We start from the raw sequence: 16,200 nt of genomic DNA on the forward strand, positions 1-16,200 counted from the left end.
CCTTCTCCCGTTCCTATGCAAATGCCCCGGAGCGTATCGGCGGTGCTCGACCGGTCCTCCCTCATAGAAAAGACCCACAGGCAACTTCGCCGCATGCCAGTCTTGGCTTGGGGGCAGGGCGCGGGTTACATGGTGTTCGCGATCAGCACGGCTGCGCGGCTTCTGACTTGGCTCGAATATTGGCTCAGATTTCGACCTGAGAGCCGAGTTCCACCACCCGGTTGGTCGGCAGCTTGAAAAACTCCATCGGCGTTTCGGCGTTGCGCATCATCCACGCGAACAGCTTCTCACGCCAGGGTGCCATGCCGGGGCGCGCGGATGCGATCAGGGTCTGGCGGCTCAGGAAATAGCTGGTGCTGCTGATGTTGATCGGGCCGCCACAGCCTTCCACCGACTTCATCGCTGCCGGCACATCCACATCCTCCATGAAACCATGGCGCCAGACGATGCGATAGAAGCCTTCGCCCCAGTCTGTCACCTCGCTACGGCCCACGAGCGGCAGATGCGGGACGCCCTCGGTCAATACCGTCAGGATGATGACGCGCTCATGCAATATCTTGTTATGCTTCACATTGTGCAGCAGCGCCGGCGGCACGCCTTCGACCCGCGACGACAGGAAGATGGCGGTTCCAGGCACGCGCTTGAGCGAATGGGATATGGACTGGATGAACAAAGGCACCTCCATGGCGCCCTCTTTCATATAATGATACATGATGGCGCGGCCCTTTGACCAGGTGGTGAGCGCCACGAAGACGATGGCTGCTACCAGCAGGGGGAACCAGCCACCATCGGGAATCTTGGTCGCATTCGACGCAAAATAGGCGCCGTCGATCAGCAGGAAAATCCCGGTCGTAGCGCCCGCAAGCAGCGGGTTCCAGCGCCAGACATTGAAAGTCAGCACCCCCATCATGCAGGATGTAATGACCATCGTGCCGGTAACGGCAATGCCGTAGGCCGCGGCGAGAATGCTCGACGACTGGAAGCCGATCACGAGCAGCAGCACGAGAGCCAGCAATGCCCAGTTGACCAGCGGCACGTAGATCTGGCCCGCCGCCGATGCGCTGGTATGCGCTATGCGTATGCGGGGCAGGAAGCCCAGTTGGACGGCCTGCTGAGTGACCGAGAAGGCGCCGGAGATCACTGCTTGGCTGGCGATCACGGTCGCCATGGTTGCGAGGATCACCAGAGGCAGGCGCGCCCATTCCGGCGCCAGCAGGAAGAAGGGATTGGCCGCCGCTGCGGGATCGTCGAGCAGCAGCGCGCCTTGACCTATATAATTGAGCAGCAGGCATGGGAAAGCGGCGTACAGCCAGGAGATGCTGATCGCCTTTCGCCCGAAATGCCCCATGTCGGCATAGAGCGCTTCCGCCCCGGTCACCGCCAGCACCACCGATCCCAGCGCCAGAAAGGCAAGCTTTGGATCAATGAGGAAAAAATGCATGGCCCAATAAGGGTTGATGATGCCGATGATCGAGGGATGGCTGCTGAGATTGATCACCCCCAAAATGGCCAGAACCAGAAAGTAAAGGGCCATGATCGGACCGAATAGCAAGCCGACCTTGGTCGTCCCATGCTTCTGGATGAGGAACAGGCCGATAAGGATGACCGTTGCGATCGGCAGAACATAGGCTTCGAAGCCGCTGTTCACGACCGTCAGCCCCTCCACCGCCGACAGCACCGACATGGCTGGAGTGATGATAGCATCACCATAGAAAAGAGCGGTCGCCAGAACGCCGAGGATCGCCACGGCCGGCGTCCATTTCGTTTCGCCCAGCTTGCGCAAAATCAGCGCCAGCAGCGCCATGCTGCCGCCTTCGCCCTTATTGTCGGCACGCATCACGATGAAAACATATTTGACCGTGACGAGCAGCGTCATCGTCCAGAATATGAGCGAGAGCACGCCAAATATATGGTCTGCATCCACTGCCAGCCGATGATGGCCTACAAAGCTCTCCTTGAGCGCATATATTGGCGAAGTCCCGATATCGCCAAAGACCACGCCCAGCGCGCCCAGCGCCAGGACAGGGAGCTTGCCATGCGATCCTGCCTCATGACCGGGCGTTTCGCTCGGCTGGTCCGTCATCAATATCCCTGCTCGCCCCGTTGAAGGCCCGCTATCGCACGAAGCCGCATTATGTTTCCATATGGGCTTTTCGCTATTCCCATATGAATTGCATATGATTGCGTCGCGCAAGCCTCAAAACCCGTCGATTCCTACGCAATCTCAATGCAAAATGCCGCTTCCTCCTCTCGAGTTCCTATGCGCCGATGCGTATTTGGAGTGCCTCTTGCAAAGAGGTGCTCGTCATGGTCGCATGGCATGAAAAATTGGGTGCGCGGATCGGCCTCAGGGTCGCTGGCATAGGACTTCTGGCGTTTGCCTGGATGGCATGCGTCTGGTTACAGAATATGGTCAGGGTTAGTGCTTCTGCGGAAGATTCCCCTCTCCAATGCCTGCTTGCCGCCGCCATTTTCGCCGGTGCAAGTGCCGGCTTGCTTTTGACGTTCGTCGGTGCCGGGCTGTGGGAGCCCGTTATGGTCTCGGATCGCTGGGCAACCCGCGTGCCATGACGAGATCGGCCTGATCTGCTCGTCACCGGAAATCCGGCCGAGCTTGCAGGGCGTCGTCTGCATCTGCTGCGGAAAATAATGAAAATACAATGTGATCGGCCTTCAGTTCCTCTCGATATCAAATGTCAATCTGGCCTAGTTGACCCTCCTCGCCGAGCCGCGCCGAGCGGCCCGGAATTTTCCAAGAGGGCATCATGAAATTCATTTTTGTCGCGCCGATGGTCATGTTCGGCTTCGTTCCCCCTGCCGCATTCGCGCAGGACGACGGCGGGTCTTCGGTGACGATATCGGGTTCGGCGACCCTGGCGTCCGACTATCGCTTCCGTGGGGTCTCGCAAACCGACAAGGGCATGGCGGTCCAGGGCGGCCTGACTGTGACGCATGACAGCGGGCTTTATGTCGGGACATGGGCCTCGAACCTGTCTGGCTGGGGCACCTTTGGCGGCGCCAATATGGAGCTGGATCTCATTGCGGGCTACCGGGTGCCGTTGGCCGACAACGCCACGCTGGATGTCGGCCTTACCTGGTACATGTATCCCAGTGGCGCGGACGATACCGATTTTGCCGAACCTTACATCAAGCTTAGCGGGACCACCGGGCCGGTGACGTTGACGGCTGGCGCGGCCTTCGCGCCCAAGCAATATGCGTTGGCCAATGTCTCCAATCATCCTGACAGCCGCGGCCAGAAGCAGGACAATCTCTATCTTTGGGGTGATGGCGCAGCGGGAATCGCCGGTACGCCGTTCACGGCCAAGGCCCATATCGGCTATTCGAATGGCAATCCCGGTCTCGGGCCGAACGGCACCAGCGTGGCGCCCACGGGCGAATATTGGGACTGGTCATTTGGTGTGGATACGACCTGGCGCAATCTGACGTTCAATATCTCCCATATGGATACCGACATCTCCTCGAACGAAGCAGCCCGGCTGCAACCCAATTTCAGCAAGGGGCAGGACGGTCGGGGGTCTATATCGGATGGCGCCGTGGTAGCATCCCTGACCGCGGCATTTTAACTCGAACCCTGGCTCGGTCATACGGGGCCGAGCCAGGGTTCAAGCATAGGCAAGACCTGATAGCAAAAGGCAGGCCGCAGACCTGAGATTGAAGAATAGGATGAGATCCCAGTCTGGCCATCGCTTGAAATGTCAGCCTGCTGACCAGCGAGAGATGCATAATCGGGTTTTGTCATATTCTGTAGAAAATCGCCCGGTTAAACAACGCATCGGTACAACCGATCGCCATGCCTGACGTGGCGCGGGACCCTAGACTTTCGCCGATCCGATTATGACGCATGTGGAATCTTTGGCACTTACAGGAACGTCAGCTGTTGGCGGGCTGAGGAGAGTGCATCATGTCCGACAGGATCGTGTCGATAGGGTTCCTGACCGAGCGGGACCTAAAGAGGCTGGGCGAGGGCTTTCAACGCCATTTTCCGGTCTCGCGCGACGACATATTTGCCGATCTGATGATGAAGTTGGATCAGCTGCCGCCCGTTGGGATGACGAAGCCCAGGGAAAGGCGATAGGGCCAATTGCCTTGCATGGAAAGGCAAAGGCTAAGGCCGCGCAAGCGAGAAAACGGCGCGAGTGGCCCGCGCCGTTTTCTCCATTTTGCGGATCAGGACTTATCTGGACTTCCCTGATTGTCCGGACGCCTGGGTTACGGCGCTACCGGCGGATTGCAGATCCTTGCCTGCGCCTTCCACCGTGTTGCAGGCGGTGAGGCCAAGAGCGGCAAGTGCCGCCATTGCGAGGGTGATCGTCTTCATGGTCTTGTCCTTTCTTCCCATCAGATGTTTCAGCCTTTGCCCTTGAGGGCGGGGATGAGGGCGAGCATTGCTGACCCGATTGCGAGCAGGCTGACGACGGGGTGTGCCCGATAAAAGGCACGGGCCTCGTCGATCACTGTCCCCAGCAACGCTTCCGCCTGCCCTTCAAGCTGGCGGGCCTGCCCGCGTCGCTGGGTTGCCTTGTCCCCGGTCAGAGTGCCGAAGCCCTCTTCCAGTGCGCCGGCCTTGTCCTTGATGGTGCCCATTATGTCGTGCTTGTTCATGATTATGCTCCAGTCAGATTTAAGGATGGTTGGATCGGTCAGAGGTTACGCCGGGTCGCGACGACACCCCCCGCTGCGGCCGTGCCCGCACCGAGCAGCATGATGAGAAACACTGCGAAAGCGGTACCTGCAGCATAGTCTGCACCCTTCGTTCCTGCGTCGATCGCGGTGTCTACGGCACTCCTCTTGGCGGAGAGAAAGTCCTGCCGGGCTTTTTCCACTTTGGCGCGGGCATCACTTTCTCTGATCTTTTGCTGGACCGCGATAATCGCCGCGATGCGATTTTCCGCTTCCTGGCCCTCCGCGCCGCCGCGCGCCATGCCGGGGAGTTCGGCGACGATCGCCTTGCGGCTCTGCTCTGGCGTCATCTGTGCGGGGTTATCGGGGGCGTCGTCCAGCAATGCGCTGACCTGCGCATCGATATCCGCCTTGTCGATGCCTGCGGCCTTGGCCACGGTGGGCGTAATCACGCTCGCGCCGGTCGTTGCTGCGGTGGCGAGGCTACCCACAGTACGGAATGCGCCACCCACCAGGCCGCCGATCGCGGAGCTGAGCAGGTAGAAGGTCAGCAGCAGGGTCAGACCCCAAATGGCGATGCCGTGCAGGACGCCGTCAATAGGACGCCGTGTATGAGAGATTGTCGCGGCGACGAAGGCGCCTGCGCCCAGCGCTATCACCGTGCTCAGCGTCCACCAGATGATGGCGCCGATACCCAGGCTGCCCGCGCTGGGTCCATCATTGCCAGCTGGATCCAGGCTCGAAAAACCGATGCCTGCACCCAGCAAGCCCAGCATCAATTCGATCGAGAGTGCGACAACGGTGCCGACGAGCAGCGCCGACCAGCTCATGCGCGGGGTGACGCGGACGTCGAAATGCGGATCGTTCATGGTCGTTGCCATGGAAGCCTCCTGTTCTTTGATCATTGGGGGAGGGAAATGGGAGCGGCGCTTACTTGTTCTTCAGCGTTTTGATGGCGGCCTCGATCGTTTCGGCCGCGCTCGCCTGCGCCTTGCCGCTCATCTTTTCCGCAGCGCCTTCCGCCTGCGTTTTACGGTCGCCGGTGATCTTGCCGATCGCTTCCTTGATCGATCCCTTCACCTGGCGCACATCGCCCTTGATCCGGTTCTCGTTCATATGATCCTCCATCGTCATGGCGCGCCAAAGCGGCGCCGATGATGGAGAAATAGGGTGGGCAACCTAGGCGTGGCAGATACGCAAATACCAAATCGTATAGTAGTTCTGCACCAATAAGTCAGTTTATTGGCAGCTTGAGCGGATAGCCGCGCTCCCGCGCCCACAACACGGCCTGGGCACGTCGGTTGACCCCAATCTTGGCATAGACGCGTGCCACATGGTTGCGGAGCGTGTTGCGCGAAACACCCATCTCCCTGGCAATGACCGTGTCATCACCGCCTTCGCACAAGCGGCTGAGCACTTCCTTCTCCCGCCGCGTAAGTTCACTGGTCTCGACCGGGCGAGGGGCGCCATGCGGCGCTCGCAAATTGGCAAGCTTTTCGACGACGGTTCGACTGAACCAATTGGTGTCCTTCATCACCGCTTCAATCGCCCCGATCAGTTCCAGTTCGCTATGACGCCGTTGATGAATGTCCTGGATGACCCACAAGATGCAGGTGTCCCGCCGCAGCGAGATGGAGGCGGCCGAGACGAGGCATTCCGTCAAGCCGCCTTCCTGGGTGCGCACCGTTGCATCCTTGCCGCGAAAGGCCGTCCGTTCGTTCAGCTCTTCTGAAGCTGTGTCCAGGAAGGTCGCGTCCTTCCACAGATTGAGCGCCTGCATGGTCTTGCCCATGGCCTCGTCCGATGACCAGCCGGTAAGCTGGTGGAAAGCGTCGTTGGTGTCACATAATGTGCCCTCGTCGCAGGTCGTGATCGCCATCGCTATCGGTGCCAGACGGAACGTCGTGACGAACCGCTCCTCGCTGTGCCGCAATTCGTTCTCCGCCTGCCTGCGCGGCTCAAGATCTGCGAAGGAAAAGAGCATGCATGGCTCGTCATCCAGTTCGACGGGTTGTCCGGCAACGATCACCAGCTTGCGTCCGCCGTCGGGCAGCTCGATATCCGCCTGCATTTGCGGGACGGTCCGCCCTTCGCGCAGCCTGTCCTTGGCCGCGTCGAGCTTTTCCGCGTCCTTGAGGATATCGATTTCGTAGAGGCTGCGACCAAGGACCTCATCCTTCTGATAACCCGTGAGATCCACAAAGCCCTGATTGACCTTCACATAGCGCTGGTCGGCCAGCCGCATGATGACGGCAGGCGCAGGATTGACGTTGAATGTCTGTTCAAAGCGCTGCTCCGCCTCGAAACGCAGCGACACATCCTGGATGACAAGCACGAGAAGGTCAGGATTGCCGTCCCCATCGGTGAGGATAAGGCTGCGGATCTGGTGGATCCATCGCGGCTCCTCCTCATCTCGCGGGATGACTTCCACGATGACCTCATCAAAGGCTTCTCCAGCAATGACGCGGTCGATCGGATAATCGCCTTCTCCCAGTCTATGCTTGTTGCGATACCGCAACTGGAGCGCTCCCTGTAATCGTCGACATCCTTTCCAAGGCCGCTCAGGTCATCGACACCGTGCATCCGAAGCGCTGCCTCGTTCGCCCATATGATGGCCTGGTTGGCATCTACCAGGATTACGCCTTCGCTCAGGCTGCCGATAATGTGCCTGAGACGATCGAGATCGATGGAGGGTTGAACATTGGTCATGCATGGATTCCAATCGAACTGAACAAGCCCGCAAAGCCTCCAGCGAACAAGCCGCACTTTCCTGAATGGAATGTAGAGATCGTCGGCGCGCACGCTCCGGTCCAGCTAAGCGGAAGGACTGCATTTGGTGACAGAAATTTGGGTGATAATCGGCAGAAAAACGTCATTTTAAGGCCTGCGTCGAATGGCAAGGAAGAAGTCTAGCATGGCCCTGGATGCATCAGGCCCTGCCGGATCGGTGAAGGAGCCGCCGCGTCCTCCCGACCATCCATGGCCCCCACCATGGACCGTCCAGTCCTCAAGCAGCACGGTGCCGGCCATTGATCTATGGATCCTGCGCGTAAATTCCCGGCCGCCTTGTGAACGGCCAGACACGGATTTAGTGACAAGTTGGCCAGGGTTGGAGCGTTCAAGATCGCGCAGAAACGCGCCGGCATTGGAAGGGTGTACCACGCGATCATGGTCGCCATGGAACACGATCGTCGGCAAAGGCCGCCGGACCTTTCCCGTCGGACGAGGCCGCGTATCGCCGCGCATGGCGGCAATCGCGCCTTGCAGGGACTGGACATCCTCATGCGCCACGCCTGAATGGATGCCAACTGCGACAAAGATGTCAGGATAGGCTGCTGCGAGGATGGCCGCCTCTGCACCGCCTGCCGACAGCCCGGCAACATAGATGCGGGCCGGATTGGCACGGCCAAGGGCCATTGCGTGGCGGGTGAGGGCGGCGATGACCGCCGGTTCTCCGCGACCGCGTTTTTGATGAGCGGGATTGTGCCAGTTCCAGCAGCGCGCCAGGTTCGCGCGCTGAGACTGCTGGGGATACAGCACGAGGAAACCAAGTTCGTCGGCGAGCGCGTTCATGCCCGTTCCGGCAGCGAAATCCGCAGCCGATTGCGAGCAGCCGTGCAGCATCACCACGAGCGGCATGCGTCGACGAGCCGAACCGTGCGGTGTGTAAAACTTATAAGCCAACGTACCGTGCTTGCAGCGGAACTCTTGCGTGATGAAGCTGCCCGGTGCGGGGCGGGGCAAGACCGGCACCGTCTTCCGTGGCGAGGCTTGCTTGGCCTTCTTGGCCCGCTTGCGAGCCGGGCGAACCGACGGGGTGACGCTATCGCTCATCGCCAGGGCCGCAGAGATCGGGCGTCCCTTGCGCGCCAATCGAGCGGCCTTGAAAAAGGTCTTCACAAGATCGGCCATAAACGCCCCCGAATTTAACTGTATTTCGTCAACGACCAGCGGCCGGCATTGATCCTGATTAAAATTTTGCCTCTATCATCATTGTTGGTCGTTGAGCTTCGTTGATCGTGTAGAAGAACGGCGGCTGGTGCTCGTGAGCCGCCGGGAAAGTGGACTTTCCATATCTGGGGATGCGAATGACCGCTGAATGACGGGAAGCCGCCAGGGCGTGGCAAAAGAACAAAGCCGCCGCTCGCGACACACGTCTCTGATTAGATATGAGATAACGTTATATTCTAGTATGGTGAAGTCAAGCTGCGCACCCGTGGCTTCTCCTCTTGACCTGGCCTTGCCATTGCCCGACCTGCCGTCTCCATGTCCGGCGAGTCAGCTCCATGCGAATCGTGATCATTGATGACAGCGGGCTGCGGGCCAGCGTCCTCGAAGAGGGGCTGCACGAAGCGGGCTATGACGATATTCATATCGTCCCGCCGCGCGGCGGCTTTGTCGCGCGCCTCGAACGCATGGCCCCCGATGTGGTTCTGATGGACCTTGGCAGCCCCAGTCGCGATGCTCTGGAGGAGATGCTGACGGTCAGCCGTGCGCTCGCCAGGCCGATCGCCATGTTCGTGGACCAGTCTGACGAGGCGATGATCGGCGCGGCGATCGATGCGGGCGTGTCGGCCTATGTGGTTGACGGATTGCGCAAGGAGCGGGTCAAGCCGGTGCTGGAACTGGCGGTGCGGCGCTTCAACGCCTTTGCCAAGATCCAGAGCGAACTGGAAGAGGCGCGCAGCGCGCTGTCCGACCGCAAGATCATCGACCGCGCCAAGTCCATCCTGATGAACCAGCGGTCGCTGAGCGAGCAGGATGCCTATGCGCTGCTGCGGACCGCAGCGATGAATCAGGGCAAGAAAATCGTGGAAGTGGCGCAGGCGCTGATTACCGCCAGCGACCTGTTGGGAGGGGGACTATGACGACAGGGCTGCGCATCGCCTTCCTGCCGCTGACCGATGCCGCCGTTTTGGTGGCGGCGCGGGAGCGGGGTTTTGCCGAGGAGGAGGGGATTGCCCTTGATCTCGTGCGCACGACCAGTTGGGCGACGCTGCGCGACCGGCTGGTCTTTGGCCAGGTGCAGGCCGCGCATATGCTAGCGCCGCTGGCCGTAGCGGTGACGTTGGGGCTGAGCCAGCAGCCCGCCGCTCTGGCCGCGCCCTATAAGCTGAACGTCAACGGCAATATGCTGGTCATGGCCTGCGATTTCGCCAAGGCGCTGGAGCCGGCTATCGCCAGCCGTCTGGCCGATCCGCTGGGCACCGCGCATGATTTTGCCGCTGCGATCGGCCTGTGGCGGCGCAAGCCGGTGATTGGCGTCGTCCACCGCTTTTCGAGCCACGCGATCATGCTGCGCTATTGGCTGGCGAGCGCGGGCGTGGACCCGGATCGCGATGTCGTGCTGCGCGTGCTGCCGCCGTCACTGACGGTCGAGGCGATGCACGCGGGCGAGATAGACGGTTTCATCGCGGGCGAACCGTGGGGCAGCGCGGCGGTGGAAGCGGGCCTCGCTGAAACCGTGGCGATCGGTGAACGTATCTGGCGGCGCGGCGTCGAAAAGGTGCTGGCTTTCCGCGAATCCTGGCTGGAGGAGAATCCGCAAACAGTCGACCGACTGCTGCGCGCGCTGGTGCGGGCGGCGGCATGGTGCGATGATCCAGCGCACCGCGACGACCTCACGCATTTGTTGGCCCGACCCGATTATGTCGACCAGCCCGCCTATCTGATCAATCGCGCCCTCTCCGGCACGCTTGTCGCGCGGGCTGGCGAACCCTCGATCGTCAGTCCCGATTTCATGCTGTTCGGGCGGGAAGCAACGCCCTTTCCCTGGCGCAGTCAGGCGTTGTGGATCTATTCCCAATTGGTGCGCTGGGGCATGGTCGATCATGATCCGGATATGGCAGCGCGGGCCGGGGCCGTGTTCCGCCCCGACATATTCCGCCGCGCGCTGGCCGACAGCAATGTTCCGATGCCCGGCGCCAGCATGAAGCTGGAAGGGGCGGTCGCCGCACCGCTGGCGGTCGGATCGCGCCGGGGCGAGCTGACGCTGGGGCCGGACAGCTTCTTTGACAAGCGGGTGTTCGACCCCGAACGAATCGACGAATTTCTGAGCGGTTTTGCGCCGCTGCGTTGATTTCCGGCGAAAAATTGTGCCTTGCAACATGACGCGAATCGCGAGATAAGATTGTAACCGCGCGACGATGCGCGTTGAACAGGAATGCGTCATCCCAAGGTCGGGACCGCCATTCCGATCTATCACACAGCAAAGCCGCTGACCGGACGTCCCATCGGGAAATGTCCGGCCTGCGGCTTTTTTTTGTTCATTTTCGAACCTGGGGGTGACCTATCATGGCAACTGCATATTGGGACCGGAAGGGCGAAGGGCAGCAACCCGTCGCCACGACCAGCTTCTGGAAGGCCGGCCACACGCCGACCCTGATCGCGGCATTTCTCTATTTTGACCTGGCCTTCATGGTGTGGGTGCTGTTGGGGCCGCTAGCCCCGATGATCGCCAAGACGCTGATGCTGACGCCCGCTGAAAAGGGGCTGATGGTCGCCACGCCGACGCTGATGGGGGCGCTGCTGCGCGTGGTCAACGGCCTGCTGGTCGACCGGATCGGCCCGAAATTGTCTGGCGCGATCAGCCAGGTCATTGTCATCATCGGCCTGTTCACCGCCTGGGCGCTGGGCATCAACAGCTTTGAAGGCACGCTGGCGCTGGGCGTAGTGCTGGGTTTTGCCGGAGCAAGCTTCGCGATCGCGCTGCCGCTCGCCAGCCGTTGGTATCCCGCCGAACATCAGGGCAAGGCGATGGGTCTGGCCGGCATGGGCAATTCAGGTACCGTGCTGGCCGCCTTGTTCGCGCCGGGCCTGGCCAAATTGTTCGGCTGGAACGCTGTGCTGGGCCTTGCCTGCATCCCGCTCAGCATCGTCTTTGTCATCTACATGATCATGGCGAAGGACGCGCCCAATGCGCCCCCGGCCAAGAAGATGGTCGATTATTTCCAGCCGCTCAAACAGGCCGACGCCTGGCTGCTGATGGCCTTCTATGCCGTCACTTTCGGCGGGTTCGTCGGCCTTGCCGCCAGCCTGCCGATCTACTTCACCGACCAGTTCGGCCTGACCCCGGTGATGGCGGGCTATTGCACTGCAGGCTGCGTGTTCGCCGGATCGCTGGTCCGTCCGCTCGGTGGCGCGCTGGCTGACAGGATTGGCGGCGTCAAGGCGCTGATGATGGTCTATATCGTCGCCGCGATTGCACTGGCGGGGGTTGCCTTCGCCACCACGCTGGGCGCTGCGCTGGGCCTGTTCGTCATCGCCATGCTGGCGCTCGGCACGGGCAACGGGTCGGTGTTCCAGTTGGTGCCGCAGCGGTTTCAGGCGGAAATCGGCGTGATGACCGGCCTGGTCGGCATGGCAGGCGGCATTGGCGGCTTCTATCTCGCCAGTTCGCTGGGCTTTGCCAAGCAACTGACCGGCAGCTTTTCGGCCGGTTTCCTGATCTTTGCGGGGCTGGCGGTCATCGCCTTTGCTGGGCTGGCGCTGGTCAAGGCCCGGTGGCGCGCGACCTGGAGCACGGGCGCCCGCATCTGAGCTGACGTTTGGAGGGGAGGGGGCGGACCTTCATGGAAGGCCGCCCCCTTATACTGGTCGCACCATCATCCGAGGGGGGATGACATCCATGAAATATATGATTGCGACGGCGGCCATATCGGCCGCCGCAGGGACCGTCATGTCCGCGGCCCAGGCCCAGGACATCGGGATCAAGCCGGTGGCCGAAGCACGCCTGCGTTACGAACATGCCGATCAGGAAGGGTTGACAATAGACAAGTCCGACGCGTTGACCATCCGCGCCCGTGCCGGGCTGGTCGCGACCAGCGGCGCGCTGAGCGCAACAGTCATCGGGCAGGGCAATCTGGCGGTGGTCGACAGATATTATGATGGGCTGAACGGGGCGGCGACGCGGCCGATCATAGCCGATCCAGAGAATGTCGCGCTTTATATCGCCCAGCTTCAGTACAAGACCAAGCTGGTCACGCTGACCGGCGGTCGGCAGCGGATCGCGCTGGACGACGAACGGTTTGTCGGCAATGTCGCGTTCCGTAACAATGGCCAGACATTCGACGCGATGCGGATGGAACTGACCCCGGCCAAGGGGCTGAAACTGGACCTGTCCTATGCGTGGAGCGTGCGCACCATCTGGGGTTTCCAGGGCAAGGGCGCGCGGCAGCAGGCGGTGAGCGGCGACAATATCTTCGCCAACCTGTCCTACGTCACGCCGGTCGGGACGCTGAGCGGCTTTGCCTATCTGGTCGATCAGGATGAAGCGGCGGTGCAGGCATTCCGTCTGTCGAGCCAGACTTATGGTGTGCGGCTGGCAGGGACGCAGCCTTTGTCCAAGGCGGCGAAACTCTCCTATCAGCTGAGCTACGCCAGGCAGGCCGACCATCACGCCAACCCCAATAATTACAGCGCGGATTATTGGCTGGCCGATGCGACGCTGGACGTGAAGGGCTGGAAACTCAACGCTGGTTACGAAGTCCTGGGCGCGAGTAGCGGCGCTGCGTTGACCAGTTTCCAGACACCGCTTGGTACCAATTTCAAATTTCAGGGCTGGGCTGACAAATTCCTCACAACGCCAGGCAACGGCATTCGCGACATCTATGTCGGCGCTGGCTATGGCTGGAAGCAGCTAGGCCCTTTTTCCGGTGCGGCGTTGATGGCCGTTTGGCATCGGTTCGACAGCGACCGGCTGGACCAGCATTATGGCGACGAGATCAACCTTATTGCATCTGCGAAGATGAAGAAGACGGCGTGGTCCGTCCGCTACGCCCGCTATGATGCAAAGGCCATGGCGAGCGATACGCAGAAATTGTGGCTTCAGGCTGATTGGTCCTATTGATCGATCATGAACGGAATCGCTTGAGCGTATCGGCGATTCCGTTTATGGTGCAACGCAAGAGGGCGATGCTGCCCTTCCTACCATAGCCGAAGCGGTCCACAGGCGGATCGGCAAGGCGCATATGATGGCAAAGCCGCCATCCTGACTTTCGGTTCTTACCGGGGGTCAGGATGGCGGCTTTTTTGTTTTCCGGAGTGACGAGGATGGAATTTCAGGGCGGTTCAAGTCCGGTGACGGACAGCGGGGACGACATCGGCGTCCCGATGGAAGATGTGCGCGAACATCTGGTGGTGGTCGGGAATGGCATGGCCGGGTGCAGGGCGGTCGAGGAATTGCTGGCGCGTGACCCGGCGCGCTACCGCGTCACCATCTTCGGCGCCGAACCGCATGTGAACTATAACCGGATCATGCTGTCCCCGGTGTTGGCGGGAGAAAAGACGTTTCAGGACATCATCATCAATGACCGCGCCTGGTATGACGATCATGGCATCACCCTGATCACGTCCGATCCGGTGTCGGCGATCGACCGTGCGCGCAAGACCGTTACCAGCCTGTCAGGTCGCACCATCGGCTATGACCGGCTGTTGATTGCCACGGGGTCCGACCCGTTCATCATCCCGGTGCCCGGTAAGGATCTGCCCGGCGTCATCAGTTTCCGCGACATGAAGGATGTCGATGCGATGCTGGATGCCGCCAATCGCGGCGGTGACGCCGTGGTCATCGGCGGTGGTCTGCTGGGGCTGGAAGCGGCGCACGGCCTGACCCTGCGCGGCATGAAGGTGACGGTGCTGCACATCATGCCCACGCTGATGGAACGGCAACTCGACGAAGCGGCGGCCTGGCTGCTCAAGAGTGCGTTGGAAGGGCGGGGCCAGACGATCCTGACTGGTGCCGACACAGCCGAAATATACGGTGATGGCAAGGTCGAGGGCGTGCGCCTGAAGGATGGTACGCAAATCCCCGCCAGCCTGGTCGTAATGGCGGTAGGCATTCGCCCGTCGGTCGCGCTGGCGCGCGATGCGGGGTTGGATGTCGGGCGCGGCATCAAGGTGGACGACCATATGGTCACCAGCGATACCGCCATATTGGCTGTGGGCGAGTGCGTCGAACATGACGGCAATGTCTATGGCCTGGTCGCGCCGCTGTGGGATATGTGCCGCGCCTTGGCCGATGGCCTGACCGACCGGCACAGCGGCTACAGGGGCAGCGTCACGTCGACCAAGCTGAAGGTTGCGGGTCTGGACGTCTTTTCCGCGGGCGACTTTTCCGGCGGCGAAGGGTGCGAGGACATTGTCCTGCGCGACGCATCGCGCGGCATATATAAGCGTGTCGTGGTGAAGGACGACAAGGTCGTGAGCGCGGTTCTCTATGGCGATACGGCGGACGGCGGCTGGTATTTCGATCTGTTGAAGCGCGGCGAAAATGTCGCCGATATTCGCGACCTGCTGATCTTCGGCCAAGCCTTCGCCTCCGGAGGGGGCGCGCTGGACCCTAAGGCGGCCGTTGCAGCGCTCTCGGACGATGCCGAGATTTGCGGCTGCAACGGCGTTTCCAAGGGCCAGGTCGTCGCCTGCATCGAAAAGGGCGCGTGCAGCCTGGATGCGGTCCGCGCAGGGTGCAAGGCATCGGCCAGTTGCGGCAGTTGCACCGGCATTGTCGAAAATATCCTTGCGCTGACGCTGGGTGATGAGGTGCAGTCCGGTCCCAAAACGATGTGCAAATGCACGAGCTTCAGCCATGACGATGTCCGCCGTGAAATCGTGGCGCAGGATATGCGCTCGATCCCCGAAGTGATGCAGAAGCTGCATTGGTCGACGCCCGACGGCTGCTCGTCGTGCCGCCCGGCGCTCAATTATTATCTGCTGTGCGCGCTGCCGGGAGTTTATGTCGATGACCAGCAAAGCCGTTTCGTCAATGAACGGATGCACGCCAATATCCAGAAGGACGGCACATATTCGGTCGTCCCGCGCATGTGGGGCGGCCTCACCAACCCGCGCGAATTGCGCGCGATCGCCGATGTAGTCGAAAAATACGACGCGCCGATGGTCAAAGTGACCGGCGGCCAGCGGCTCGATATTTTCGGCATCAGGAAGGAGGACCTGCCCGCCGTCTGGGCGGACTTGAACGCGGCAGGCATGGTGTCCGGCCATGCCTATGGCAAGTCGCTGCGCACCGTCAAAACCTGTGTCGGGTCCGAATGGTGCCGCTTTGGCACGCAGGATTCTACCGGCCTAGGCGTCAAGACCGAGCGGATGACCTGGGGGTCGTGGATGCCGCACAAATTCAAGATCGCGGTGTCGGGTTGCCCCCGCAATTGCGCCGAAGCAACGATCAAGGATTTCGGCATCGTCTGCGTGGATTCAGGCTATGAACTCCATGTCGGCGGCAATGGCGGCATCCATGTTCGCGTCACCGACCTGTTGTGTAAGGTCGCGACCGAACAGGAAGCGCTCGATTATTGCGCCGCCTTCACCCAGTTGTATCGCGAGGAAGCCCGCTATCTGGAGCGCACCGCGCCGTGGATCGAGCGGGTTGGCATCGCCTATGTAAAGCAGCGCATCGTCGAGGACGATGCCGGGCGCGAGGCGCTGCGCGCCCGCTTCCTGTTTTCGCAGCAGTTCATGCAGGATGATCCGTGGGCGGAGCGTGCCGCCGGCGTCCATAGCGACCTGCACCAGCCCCTAAGCCCCATTTCCATCGCGGCGGAGTGA

At 61.1% G+C, this 16,200-nt stretch carries 17 protein-coding genes; 8 read left to right on the top strand and 9 right to left on the bottom strand.

Annotated features, from left to right (window positions below):
• Positions 1-184: 184 nt before the first annotated feature.
• Positions 185-2,083, bottom strand: coding sequence for a potassium transporter Kup (locus IWY39_RS21615; RefSeq protein WP_107125959.1), 1,899 nt, complete (start codon positions 2,081-2,083; stop codon positions 185-187).
• A gap of 317 nt (positions 2,084-2,400) precedes the next feature.
• Positions 2,401-2,661 (bottom strand): hypothetical protein, encoded by a 261-nt coding sequence (locus tag IWY39_RS21620; protein ID WP_145169825.1) that lies wholly within the window; start codon positions 2,659-2,661, stop codon positions 2,401-2,403.
• A gap of 104 nt (positions 2,662-2,765) precedes the next feature.
• Here IWY39_RS21620 and IWY39_RS21625 point away from each other — a divergent pair, with 104 nt between their 5' ends.
• Both IWY39_RS21625 and IWY39_RS21630 read left to right on the top strand, forming a co-directional pair.
• The gene (locus tag IWY39_RS21625) at positions 2,766-3,584 is read left to right on the top strand and encodes a TorF family putative porin (RefSeq protein ID WP_107125957.1); all 819 of its coding nucleotides are present in this window, start codon (positions 2,766-2,768) and stop codon (positions 3,582-3,584) included.
• A gap of 338 nt (positions 3,585-3,922) precedes the next feature.
• The gene (locus IWY39_RS21630; protein ID WP_165418769.1) at positions 3,923-4,096 is read left to right on the top strand and encodes a hypothetical protein; all 174 of its coding nucleotides are present in this window, start codon (positions 3,923-3,925) and stop codon (positions 4,094-4,096) included.
• A gap of 99 nt (positions 4,097-4,195) precedes the next feature.
• Here IWY39_RS21630 and IWY39_RS21635 read toward each other — a convergent pair whose 3' ends face one another.
• The 6 genes from IWY39_RS21635 to IWY39_RS24495 all read right to left on the bottom strand — a co-directional run bounded on the left by IWY39_RS21635 (position 4,196) and on the right by IWY39_RS24495 (position 7,329).
• A complete protein-coding gene (locus IWY39_RS21635) occupies positions 4,196-4,339 on the bottom strand; it encodes an entericidin A/B family lipoprotein (protein ID WP_107125992.1) in 144 nt (47 codons plus the stop codon).
• A 29-nt stretch (positions 4,340-4,368) separates the two neighbouring features.
• Positions 4,369-4,623: a CsbD family protein gene (locus tag IWY39_RS21640; RefSeq protein WP_019052781.1), complete on the bottom strand. Its 255-nt coding sequence runs from the start codon at positions 4,621-4,623 to the stop codon at positions 4,369-4,371.
• Between the two features lie 38 nt (positions 4,624-4,661).
• Positions 4,662-5,522 carry a hypothetical protein gene (locus tag IWY39_RS21645; RefSeq protein WP_229380748.1) on the bottom strand — a complete coding sequence of 287 codons (861 nt, stop codon included), beginning with the start codon at positions 5,520-5,522 and terminating at the stop codon, positions 4,662-4,664.
• Positions 5,523-5,571: 49 nt separating this feature from the next.
• Positions 5,572-5,757, bottom strand: a complete 186-nt coding sequence (locus IWY39_RS21650) for a CsbD family protein (protein WP_107125991.1) — start codon at positions 5,755-5,757, stop codon at positions 5,572-5,574.
• 118 nt (positions 5,758-5,875) lie between these two features.
• The gene (locus IWY39_RS21655) at positions 5,876-6,886 is read right to left on the bottom strand and encodes a helix-turn-helix transcriptional regulator (RefSeq protein ID WP_229380750.1); all 1,011 of its coding nucleotides are present in this window, start codon (positions 6,884-6,886) and stop codon (positions 5,876-5,878) included.
• Positions 6,859-7,329 (bottom strand): PAS domain-containing protein, encoded by a 471-nt coding sequence (locus IWY39_RS24495; protein ID WP_261376074.1) that lies wholly within the window; start codon positions 7,327-7,329, stop codon positions 6,859-6,861. Before IWY39_RS24495 ends, IWY39_RS21655 begins: the two co-directional genes overlap by 28 nt.
• Here IWY39_RS24495 and IWY39_RS24500 point away from each other — a divergent pair.
• Positions 7,219-7,554 carry a hypothetical protein gene (locus tag IWY39_RS24500; RefSeq protein WP_229380752.1) on the top strand — a complete coding sequence of 112 codons (336 nt, stop codon included), beginning with the start codon at positions 7,219-7,221 and terminating at the stop codon, positions 7,552-7,554. The two genes, IWY39_RS24495 and IWY39_RS24500, sit on opposite strands and share 111 nt — an antisense overlap.
• On the opposite strand, the gene IWY39_RS21660 is transcribed toward IWY39_RS24500, so the two are convergent.
• Entirely contained in the window at positions 7,519-8,553 is a 1,035-nt protein-coding gene (locus tag IWY39_RS21660; RefSeq protein ID WP_229380747.1) for an extracellular catalytic domain type 1 short-chain-length polyhydroxyalkanoate depolymerase, read from the bottom strand. The two genes, IWY39_RS24500 and IWY39_RS21660, sit on opposite strands and share 36 nt — an antisense overlap.
• Positions 8,554-8,927: 374 nt before the next feature.
• Between IWY39_RS21660 and IWY39_RS21665 the strand changes: the two genes are divergently transcribed.
• The 5 genes from IWY39_RS21665 (at position 8,928) to nirB (ending at position 16,200) form a co-directional block, all read left to right on the top strand.
• Entirely contained in the window at positions 8,928-9,509 is a 582-nt protein-coding gene (locus IWY39_RS21665; protein ID WP_107125954.1) for an ANTAR domain-containing response regulator, read from the top strand.
• Positions 9,506-10,720 carry an ABC transporter substrate-binding protein gene (locus tag IWY39_RS21670; protein WP_107125953.1) on the top strand — a complete coding sequence of 405 codons (1,215 nt, stop codon included), beginning with the start codon at positions 9,506-9,508 and terminating at the stop codon, positions 10,718-10,720. The genes IWY39_RS21665 and IWY39_RS21670 overlap by 4 nt, the downstream gene beginning before the upstream one ends.
• Positions 10,721-10,935: 215 nt before the next feature.
• Positions 10,936-12,180 carry a nitrate/nitrite transporter gene (locus tag IWY39_RS21675; protein WP_107125952.1) on the top strand — a complete coding sequence of 415 codons (1,245 nt, stop codon included), beginning with the start codon at positions 10,936-10,938 and terminating at the stop codon, positions 12,178-12,180.
• A gap of 88 nt (positions 12,181-12,268) precedes the next feature.
• A complete protein-coding gene (locus IWY39_RS21680) occupies positions 12,269-13,489 on the top strand; it encodes an alginate export family protein (RefSeq protein ID WP_196871710.1) in 1,221 nt (406 codons plus the stop codon).
• Between the two features lie 203 nt (positions 13,490-13,692).
• Positions 13,693-16,200, top strand: a complete 2,508-nt coding sequence (gene nirB / locus IWY39_RS21685; RefSeq protein ID WP_107125950.1) for a nitrite reductase large subunit NirB — start codon at positions 13,693-13,695, stop codon at positions 16,198-16,200.

Source organism: Sphingobium sp. JAI105 (assembly GCF_015752145.1).
Taxonomy (GTDB): domain Bacteria; phylum Pseudomonadota; class Alphaproteobacteria; order Sphingomonadales; family Sphingomonadaceae; genus Sphingobium; species Sphingobium xenophagum.

What these genes read in the sequence shown, in the direction of transcription:
- IWY39_RS21615 (WP_107125959.1), bottom strand. Translation starts at nt 2,083, where the DNA reads ATGACGGACCAGCCGAGCGAAACGCCCGGTCATGAGGCAGGATCGCAT.
- IWY39_RS21625 (WP_107125957.1), top strand. Translation starts at nt 2,766, where the DNA reads ATGAAATTCATTTTTGTCGCGCCGATGGTCATGTTCGGCTTCGTTCCC.
- IWY39_RS21630 (WP_165418769.1), top strand. Translation starts at nt 3,923, where the DNA reads ATGTCCGACAGGATCGTGTCGATAGGGTTCCTGACCGAGCGGGACCTA.
- IWY39_RS21635 (WP_107125992.1), bottom strand. Translation starts at nt 4,339, where the DNA reads ATGAAGACGATCACCCTCGCAATGGCGGCACTTGCCGCTCTTGGCCTC.
- IWY39_RS21640 (WP_019052781.1), bottom strand. Translation starts at nt 4,623, where the DNA reads ATGAACAAGCACGACATAATGGGCACCATCAAGGACAAGGCCGGCGCA.
- IWY39_RS21645 (WP_229380748.1), bottom strand. Translation starts at nt 5,522, where the DNA reads ATGGCAACGACCATGAACGATCCGCATTTCGACGTCCGCGTCACCCCG.
- IWY39_RS21650 (WP_107125991.1), bottom strand. Translation starts at nt 5,757, where the DNA reads ATGAACGAGAACCGGATCAAGGGCGATGTGCGCCAGGTGAAGGGATCG.
- IWY39_RS21655 (WP_229380750.1), bottom strand. Translation starts at nt 6,886, where the DNA reads ATGCGGCTGGCCGACCAGCGCTATGTGAAGGTCAATCAGGGCTTTGTG.
- IWY39_RS21660 (WP_229380747.1), bottom strand. Translation starts at nt 8,553, where the DNA reads ATGGCCGATCTTGTGAAGACCTTTTTCAAGGCCGCTCGATTGGCGCGC.
- IWY39_RS21665 (WP_107125954.1), top strand. Translation starts at nt 8,928, where the DNA reads ATGCGAATCGTGATCATTGATGACAGCGGGCTGCGGGCCAGCGTCCTC.
- IWY39_RS21670 (WP_107125953.1), top strand. Translation starts at nt 9,506, where the DNA reads ATGACGACAGGGCTGCGCATCGCCTTCCTGCCGCTGACCGATGCCGCC.
- IWY39_RS21675 (WP_107125952.1), top strand. Translation starts at nt 10,936, where the DNA reads ATGGCAACTGCATATTGGGACCGGAAGGGCGAAGGGCAGCAACCCGTC.
- IWY39_RS21680 (WP_196871710.1), top strand. Translation starts at nt 12,269, where the DNA reads ATGAAATATATGATTGCGACGGCGGCCATATCGGCCGCCGCAGGGACC.
- nirB (WP_107125950.1), top strand. Translation starts at nt 13,693, where the DNA reads ATGGAATTTCAGGGCGGTTCAAGTCCGGTGACGGACAGCGGGGACGAC.